The following is a 6345-nucleotide window of genomic DNA, read 5'->3' on the forward strand; positions in this document are numbered from 1 at the left end:
TAGTTAGCTTAAGATTATAACACGTCATGCTAGATTGCATGTCTGAGATCTCAATAGATAGGGATGTCTATGCCTATACTCTGTGCACATGGGTCAGGCACATAATGTTGATACTTTCCATTGTTGGTGCGTCGATGTTGTTGGTATCCCTGCTGTCTATTCTGCTGATACCCCTGCTGTTGGCATTTTGCCTGTTTATCACTTTCACGTTTTGCCGACTCGGCGTCTATCCGTGCCTTTTCCTGATCAAGCTGCCGCTGCCATGAATCAGCATTTGGAGTGACAGACCTCAGTGCTTTACGTTTTTCCAGATAATCCTTAGAAACCTTACTATCTTTTGGAATTTCAGCGTGATAGCTAAAATCAGCCCAGCTTGTTGCTGGAGCAGAAGTGGCAATAACACAGATAAATGACAGTGAGATGAAATTCCTTTTCATCGTTGATTTCCTTTAGAGTGATTGGTGTAAAAACCGCAAATTATCACAAAATGATTATCATTCTCAATATTAAATAACTAAAAATAGTACTGATTGGCGCAGTTTATAGTGAACAGAAAAGATGCCCGACAGTGAATGTTTAATTATTGCACGCTCTCTACTGTCGGCGTTGACAAAGTATCTGATCAGAGTTTTCTTAAATATTATTGTGAGCTATTTCACTAAGTCGATATTAACCATAATCAACCACTCTATTTCATCGTCTTAAAAGTGATAATAATGGTTACGTATTGTCATATCTTATAAAAACTGGAGTCACTCGATAAAAAACCTTGTTTGACTGAAAATAATGCTTTTTATGGGCGGCAACAAACCAGCATGAAGTAAATCTGACTGTTGAAAAAATATCCAATTTAATCATGGCAGTGATAATAGCCAAATATAGACAGGCCAAGGCTAGCGAATAAGCGGAAGTTATGCTGTAATTTCTTGTCAGATTGAAGTCATTAACGCTTTAGGATTTCAATATATTGATACGGATAGATTTCTCTTTATATTACCTATAACATGCTTGGGAAGATCAGAATATTGTACCCCGAATGGTATTTTGGGGATTAAACGCAGCTGAAACTGAGTCAGGATAGATGTCACAATCGCCAATTGAGTTAAAAGGCAGTAGTTTTACCCTTTCGGTCATTCATTTGCATGATTCACGACCGGAGGTAATCCGTCAGGCATTACAGGAGAAGGTGGATCAAGCGCCTGCTTTCCTGAAAAACGCCCCTGTTGTGATTAACGTTGCAACGTTACCTAACGGTGCTAACTGGAAAGATCTCCAACAGGCTGTCACCTCAGCGGGTTTGCGTATTGTTGGCATCAGTGGTTGTCAGGATGAACGTCAAAAACGGGCAATAGCACGGGCAGGTTTGCCGTTACTGAGTGAAGGTAAAGGCCAGAAAATGGCACCAGAGCCAGTTGCCAGCCCACCAGAAAACGTTTCTACCAAGACACGAATTATCAACACACCTGTTCGTTCCGGCCAACAGATTTATGCTCGTAATTGCGATTTGATTGTTATCAGCAGCGTCAGCGCCGGTGCTGAATTAATTGCCGACGGCAATATTCATATCTATGGAATGATGCGAGGCCGTGCGCTAGCAGGTGCATCAGGTGATGGCCAATGCCAGATTTTTTGCACGCATCTCGGTGCTGAACTAGTCTCTATCGCAGGGCAGTACTGGTTGAGTGATCAGATCCCGCGCGACTATTTTGGTCAGGCTGCGCGTTTGCATCTGCTGGATAACGCATTAACTATACAACCTTTAAATTAAGCCCTTTTGACAAGGAATCCATTTCATGGCACGCATTATTGTTGTTACATCGGGTAAAGGGGGCGTTGGCAAGACCACATCAAGCGCGGCTATCGCAACCGGCTTGGCCCAAAAAGGTAAAAAAACCGTTGTTATCGATTTCGATATCGGGCTGCGGAACCTAGACTTGATTATGGGATGTGAGCGCCGAGTCGTTTATGATTTTGTTAATGTGATTCAAGGTGATGCCACATTGAACCAAGCATTAATAAAAGATAAGCGTACAGATAATTTGTATATTTTGCCCGCCTCTCAGACGCGTGACAAAGACGCCCTGACCAAAGAGGGTGTTGAAAAGATTTTGAATGATCTTGGCGACATGAATTTTGAGTTCGTGGTGTGTGACTCGCCAGCGGGTATTGAAAGTGGCGCATTAATGGCGCTGTATTTTGCTGACGAAGCCGTCATCACGACCAACCCTGAGGTTTCCTCGGTTCGTGACTCAGACCGTATCCTTGGAATATTGTCATCCAAGTCACGTCGTGCAGAAAATGGTCAGGAACCGATTAAAGAACATCTGCTGTTAACCCGCTACAATCCAGGGCGTGTTAATCGCGGCGATATGCTGAGTATGGAAGATGTCCTCGATATTCTGAGGATCCCACTGGTTGGCGTTATTCCAGAAGATCAGTCTGTATTGCGCGCCTCAAACCAAGGTGAGCCCGTGATTCTGGACAAAGAGTCTGATGCCGGTAAAGCTTATGACGATACCGTTGACCGTTTACTAGGAGAAGAACGTCCTTTCCGCTTCATCGAAGAAGAGAAGAAGGGCTTCCTGAAACGCCTTTTTGGGGGATAAACCATGGCTTTGTTAGACTTTTTTCTGTCCCGCAAAAAACCGACAGCCAATATAGCCAAGGAACGGCTGCAAATTATCGTCGCAGAGCGTCGTCGTGGGGACAGTGAGCCCCATTACTTGCCTGACTTGAAACGCGATATTTTGGCGGTTATTTGTAAATATATCCAGATCGACCCTGAAATGCTGCACGTGCAATTTGAGCAGAAAGGGGATGATATTTCGGTACTTGAACTTAACGTGACATTACCGGAAACGGAAGAAACGCCTAAATGATTTCTTCGCAATAACTCCCCCCTGTATTTATTTACAGGGGGGAGTTTTCTGTTATTGACTGTATAAATATCCAGTTTTGTTTCTGCTATTAATATATACCCATCTAAACAAGAAAAATCTTAATCTCTATTTCAGTTATTCATAAACTATCTATAAATTTAAACTGAAGTATTCAGAGTGAAGTTCCCTCCCCTCTGAATTTCGATTAATACTGCTGTAAAATCTCCGTCAATTCCACAGACAGCAAATCACCACGCCAGCCACTTAATAACTCAGGCTGTGTTTCTGTTGATTTCAGTTTCCAATGCCAACTGAGTAATTGGTTTATTTGACGACGTGATGCCAGTAACTCGCTGCTAAGTCCGCTGCGCTCACTGACTGATAATATTAGCGCTTTAATATCTTTAAAGACTTTCTTGTAACCGGGTTGATCAATCAAATTAATGACCGGTGGAGGGAGTTGATCTTCAGGGACAGCATCACTCTCTGCCACTAGCGCTAGCAAGGTGCGTCCGTGATAACGAATCTCTTGCCCACTCAGCCCTAGAGAATCCAGCTCACCTAGTGACGTCGGTTGGTAACGCGCAACTTGCCATAGGTTCTCTTCTCGCACGACAAAATTCACGGCTAAATCACGCTCACGCGCTTGGCGTAAGCGCCATGCAGCCAGCTTCTGCAAACAGGCCAGTTGACGACCACGTAATTGCCAAGCATTGGTGATTTCACGGTATGCCAATTCCGGGTCAAGTGTTTCGCTGCGGCGTCGGCACAACAATTGGCACTCATCAATCGCCGCATCCATCCACCCTGCGGCCTCAGTGGCTTCCACTAACTTAGCGGCCAAAGGTAACAAATAGAACACATCCGCAGCGGCATAATCACACTGTTTTTCACTTAGCGGACGAGCAATCCAGTCTGTCCTAGATTCACTTTTATCTAACTCGACACCTTCAAATTCATTCACCAGCATGGCAAAACCACACGATAGCGTGCGCCCAGAAAATGCGGCCAAAACCTGAGTATCAATCATCGGCGTGGGCATCTGATCAAAGGCATTTAAGAATACTTCGAGATCTTCACTGCCCGCATGCAGATATTTCACTACATTGATATCTTGCAGCAGCTCGCGGAAAGGTTGCCACTGTGTGATAGGCAAAGGGTCAATCAGTGAAAGTTGTTCACCGTCATACAGTTGAATCAGGCCCAACTGCGGATAGTAAGTGCGTGTTCTGACAAACTCTGTATCCAGTGCGACATGGGCATGTTTTTGAGCTTGCTCGCAAGCCTGCTGCAACGCACTGTCGGTCGTGATCAACTGATAATTCAAAACGTCATTCTCTTGGTCGTTATACCCGTTATCTTTGGGGTATAGTCTATGGCAAACACAACAACGCCGGTGATGACCGGCGTTGTTGATGATGATTAGGTGACTCAGTTAAGTTAAGCCGCGTTTTGCTCGCTAGCCTTAGTGTTAACTTGCTCGTCACGCAATTCCCTGCGCAAAATTTTACCGACATTCGATTTCGGCAATTCGTCACGGAACTCTACAATTTTCGGTACTTTATACCCAGTAAGGTAGCGGCGGCAATGGGTTAGCAGCTCTTCTGGCGTCAGTGAGGCATCTTTTTTCACTACAAATAATTTTACCGTCTCGCCCGAGACTTCATTAGGCACCCCAACGGCGGCAGACTCCAGCACTTTGGAATGTAACGCGACCACATCTTCAATCTCATTGGGGTAGACGTTAAAACCAGACACTAAAATCATATCCTTTTTACGATCAACTACACGCAAAAAGCCCTGTTCATCAAGAGTGGCAATATCACCCGTTGCCAGCCAGCCATCTTTGAGCACTTCATCGGTCGAATCTGGCCGCTGCCAATAGCCTAACATAACTTGAGGGCCGCGCACCCATAGTTCGCCCGGCTCGCCGAACGCAGTGACTTCATTACCCTCATCATCAACCAAGCGAACATCTGTCGAAGGCACTGGTAGGCCAATGCTGCCACTGTAATGTTTCAAATCATAAGGGTTGCCCGTGACAAGCGGAGAACACTCAGTCAGCCCATAGCCTTCCAAAAGGTGTCTACCGGTGAGTTTCTCCCATTTTTCGGCAACGGCTTTCTGGACTGGCATGCCGCCCCCCACCGAAAGCCGTAACGAGGAAAAATCTAATTTGCTAAATTCTTCATTATTTAATAGTGCATTAAATAATGTGTTCACACCCGTCATTGCTGTGAATGGATAACGGCTTAGTTCTTTAACCATTCCCGGAATATCACGTGGGTTAGTGATTAATAAGCTACGCCCACCGAGTTCAATAAACAGCAGGCAATTCATGGTTAACGCGAAAATATGATAGAGCGGCAGTGCCGTCACGACCAACTCATGGCCGGGTTGCAGTAAGGGCGCATAGGCCGCTTTCGCCTGCTCCAAATTAGACTGCATATTCCGGTGCGTCAGCATGGCGCCTTTCGCCACACCAGTAGTTCCACCGGTATATTGCAAAAATGCCATATCCGTATTGATAACATCCGGCTTCACATATTGCATACGGCGACCTTTCTGTAATGCCGTACGGAACGAAATGGCATCAGGCAAATAATATTTCGGCACCAAACGCTTTATGTATTTCACTACGAAATTCACCAGCGTACCTTTAGCTGTCGATAATTGGTCACCCATACGGGTTAAAATGACGTGCTTAACCTGAGTTTTGAAAACGATTTTTTCTAGTGTATGAGCAAAGTTGGAGACGATAACAATGGCTGCTGCCCCACTGTCATTTAGCTGATGCTCGAGTTCACGCGGGGTATATAGCGGATTAACATTTACCACCACCATGCCCGCGCGCAAAATACCAAACAAGGCGATAGGATATTGCAGCAGATTTGGCATCATCAGGGCGACACGGTCACCTTTTTGTAATCCTAAACCTTGCTGTAAATAAGCAGCAAAAGCACGGCTACGCTCTTCCAGTTTACGGAAGGTCATTACCTCCCCCATATTGATAAACGCAGGTTGGTCCGCATAACGCAATGCTGCGTTCTCAAACATTTCCACCAAAGAAGAATAGCGATCCGGGTCAATCTCTGCGGGGACGTCTGCCGGATAACGCTTTAGCCATACTTTTTCCAAGGTAGCACTCCTGAAATGATTATTGATCGCCAGAGTAAAACTCAAATTCACATCATAACTTTAACAATATTTTAACTCAGCTTACCAGTTTGCTTTTAAACAATTTTGAGGTTGCGATATACGTCACTATTTTCTGGTGCCGAGATAACTCAAATAGGCAATACAACAATCGAAATTGAATAAATTCCAATTAAATCAATAAATTATAGTTTTATGAAATGTTAAATTATGTAACCTTATGATTATGATACAAAATAAATATCCTCCGGCATAGCCGGAGGTTTTTCATATGCGCCTATAAGGCTCTGTTGCCAGCCGCGCCCTAACA

6 protein-coding genes are annotated in these 6345 nt (G+C 44.6%); 3 read left to right on the top strand and 3 right to left on the bottom strand.

What is annotated here, in order from left to right:
- Window positions 1-50 precede the first annotated feature (50 nt).
- Entirely contained in the window at window positions 51-437 is a 387-nt protein-coding gene (locus HUZ92_RS20055) for a hypothetical protein (RefSeq protein ID WP_050101168.1), read from the bottom strand.
- 644 nt (window positions 438-1081) lie between these two features.
- Between HUZ92_RS20055 and minC the strand changes: the two genes are divergently transcribed.
- The 3 genes from minC to minE are packed head-to-tail and all read left to right on the top strand — an operon-like array spanning window position 1082 to window position 2879.
- The gene (gene minC / locus HUZ92_RS20060; protein WP_050101167.1) at window positions 1082-1768 is read left to right on the top strand and encodes a septum site-determining protein MinC; all 687 of its coding nucleotides are present in this window, start codon (window positions 1082-1084) and stop codon (window positions 1766-1768) included.
- Window positions 1769-1793: 25 nt separating this feature from the next.
- A complete protein-coding gene (gene minD / locus HUZ92_RS20065; protein WP_050101166.1) occupies window positions 1794-2606 on the top strand; it encodes a septum site-determining protein MinD in 813 nt (270 codons plus the stop codon).
- A gap of 3 nt (window positions 2607-2609) precedes the next feature.
- Window positions 2610-2879 (top strand): cell division topological specificity factor MinE, encoded by a 270-nt coding sequence (gene minE, locus HUZ92_RS20070; protein ID WP_002211180.1) that lies wholly within the window; start codon window positions 2610-2612, stop codon window positions 2877-2879.
- A 205-nt stretch (window positions 2880-3084) separates the two neighbouring features.
- Here the strand turns inward: minE and rnd are convergent, their stop codons facing one another.
- Both rnd and fadD read right to left on the bottom strand, forming a co-directional pair.
- On the bottom strand, window positions 3085-4206 hold the full coding sequence (gene rnd, locus HUZ92_RS20075) for a ribonuclease D (protein WP_050101268.1): 1122 nt from the start codon (window positions 4204-4206) through the stop codon (window positions 3085-3087).
- Window positions 4207-4319: 113 nt separating this feature from the next.
- Window positions 4320-6017 (bottom strand): long-chain-fatty-acid--CoA ligase FadD, encoded by a 1698-nt coding sequence (gene fadD, locus HUZ92_RS20080; RefSeq protein WP_050101165.1) that lies wholly within the window; start codon window positions 6015-6017, stop codon window positions 4320-4322.
- Between the last annotated feature and the right edge of the window lie 328 nt (window positions 6018-6345).

Source organism: Yersinia vastinensis (assembly GCF_902726565.1).
Taxonomy (GTDB): domain Bacteria; phylum Pseudomonadota; class Gammaproteobacteria; order Enterobacterales; family Enterobacteriaceae; genus Yersinia; species Yersinia vastinensis.